The sequence below is a fragment of the Longimicrobiaceae bacterium genome (genome assembly GCA_035936415.1).
Classification (GTDB): Bacteria; Gemmatimonadota; Gemmatimonadetes; order Longimicrobiales; family Longimicrobiaceae; genus JAFAYN01.
Genome location: DASYWD010000110.1, coordinates 1 through 2360, shown reverse-complemented (window position 1 = coordinate 2360; position 2360 = coordinate 1). Strand labels below are relative to the sequence as shown.

Sequence of the window (2360 nt, the reverse complement as noted above, 5' to 3'; positions counted from 1 at the left end):
AGCGGCCGCCCCGTTCGTCGTGGCCCCGGCGCCCGGAACTTGCAGGCGTTGCGCCGGGGCCGCCCGCCGCGCACCTTGCGGTATGCAGGCCCCGGGAGCGCGCGCCACGCCGGGTCCCGGTCCTTGTCCACGTCCGCGCGCGTCCGGGCGAGGTGCTCCACGATGCACGGGAGGATCCAATGCGCTCCACTCGCCGACTCTTCCGCCTGGGAGCCGTCGCGGCCGGGCTCGCCCTGGCCGGGTGCGCCCCCACCTTCGGGCCCGGTCTGCAGCTCGGGGTGAACCCCATGGGCGACGTCAGCCTGGGCACCGGCTCCTGCTTCCTGACCGGCTCCGGGTACGCCGTCCCGCACGGGATGTCGCGCACCGCCGCGCCCTTCTCCGTGCTGAACCGGATCAGCCAGATCCAGGCGCGCTTCTCGCTCGGGCACAGCGACGTGCGCTCGCGCATGGAGTCGGCCCGGCGCATCGCCAGCGGCGACTGCTAGCGCCCGGCCCGGGCGCCCACCGCGGGGCACGGCCGGGTCCGCATGCGGACCCGCCGCACTTCCCGGCCTCTGTTCCTTGCCCCGCGGTGGGCGGACGGCTAACCTCCCGTACGCGGCGCCGGATCTCCTCCGGGCGCCGGCTCCCGGTCCGTTCCCCGCCGTACCTCCCGCTCCCGGCGGCCCCCGTGCCGCTTCTTCCAGCAAAGCGCTCCCCCGCATGACCCAGGACACCGTTTCCGCCGCCTCTCCGTCTCCGGAGACCCTCGCGTCCGCGGCTCCGGGCGCGGCCACCGGTCCGGACGACCGCGTCGCCGCCGCCGTCGAGAGCTGGAAGCGAAAGCTGCTGGACCTCACCAAGCGCAACCGGGCGCTGAACTTCCGCACCAGCCGGGTGACCACCGTCACCGTGGTGGACGAGCAGCCGGCCGAGGTGTTCCGCCAGCTGCAGCTCCGCGGGGAGGCCATGCGCTTCAAGGCCGCCCCGGAGCCGGACCCGGCGGAGCCGGCGGGCCCGGCCGGAGCATCCCCCGCGGGCGCGGCGCCGTCCGCGGAGCCGGAAGAGGAGGAGGCGGATGCTCCGGGGCTCGACTTCACGCCGTACGACTCCGCGGCCCTGGACGAGCGCCACACGGACGGGTGGCTGCAGACCGCGGCCGCGCCGGAGGTGCTGGACCGCTCGCTGCGGCGGCTGGAGGAGGCGGCCCGGCTCTCCATCGAGGAACAGGGCGTCAACACGCTCTTCCTCGCCCTGGGGATGCTGCACTACGTGGAGGCGGACGCGTCGGAGCGGGCGTTCCGGGCGCCCCTCGTCCTGCTCCCTGTCGCGCTGTCGCGCCGCACGGCGCGCTCCGGCTACGAGCTCCGCGCCACCGACGACGAGCCCCTCGTAAACCCCGCGCTGGCGGAGCACCTCCGCGGGCACGGCGTGGCCCTCCCCGAGATCCCGGACCTGGCCGCGGACGACGACTACGACCTGCAGTCGCTCTTCGCCGCGGTGGCCGAGCGCGTGGCGGGGAGGATGGGCTGGGCGGTGAAGAGCGACGTGCACCTGGGCCTGTTCTCCTTCCAGAAGTTCGTGATGTACAAGGACCTGGAAGCGAACGGCGCGGCCATGGGGGCCCACCGGCTGATCCGGCAGCTCGTCACCCGCTCGGGGAGCCAGGCGATCGGCCTCCCGGCCGAGATCCGCACCATGGAGCTGGACGCGGAGTACCCGCCCGAAGCCACCTTCCAGGTGGTGGACGCGGATTCCAGCCAGCTCCGCGCGATCGCCGCCACCGCCCGCGGGCACGACCTGGTGGTCGAGGGCCCTCCCGGCACGGGGAAGTCCCAGACGATCACCAACCTGATCGCCGCGGCGCTCGCGGTGGACCGCTCGGTGCTCTTCGTGGCCGAGAAGATGGCGGCGCTGGAGGTGGTGCACGACCGGCTGGTGCAGGCCGGCCTGGGGGAGTTCTGCCTGGAGCTGCACTCCACCAAGGCCAACAAGCGCGCCGTGATGCAGCAGCTCGCCACCGCGCTGGACGCCTCGCTCCAGCCGGTGGCCGCGCCGCAGGCGTCCACGCAGCGCCTCCCGCAGGTCCGCGCCACGCTCACGGAGTACGCCCGGGCCGTCCACACCCCCTTCGGGGCGCTGGGCGCGTCGCCCTTCCGCGTGTACGGGGAGCTGGGGCGGGTGCTCGACGCCCCGCGGGTGAGGCTGGAGGCGCCGGTGGAGACGGTTTCGCGCGAGGAGCTGGACCAGGCCCTCCGCGACCTGGGCGACCTGGCGGCGGCGTCCTCGGCGGTCGGCGTCCCGGCCGAGCACCCGTGGCGGGACTCCACCCGCACCTTCTACTCCGAGGACGACCTGGAGACGGTCCGGGCGCGCGC

2 protein-coding genes are annotated in these 2360 nt (G+C 74.9%); both read left to right on the top strand.

Going from position 1 to position 2360, the window contains the following annotated elements; genetic code table 11:
- The first annotated feature begins 179 nt into the window (after nt 1-179).
- Nucleotides 180-488 carry a hypothetical protein gene (locus tag VGR37_04265; GenBank protein HEV2146609.1) on the top strand — a complete coding sequence of 103 codons (309 nt, stop codon included), beginning with the start codon at nt 180-182 and terminating at the stop codon, nt 486-488.
- 217 nt (nt 489-705) lie between these two features.
- On the top strand, nt 706-2360 hold a 1655-nt coding region (locus VGR37_04260; protein ID HEV2146608.1), incomplete at its 3' end, for a DUF4011 domain-containing protein.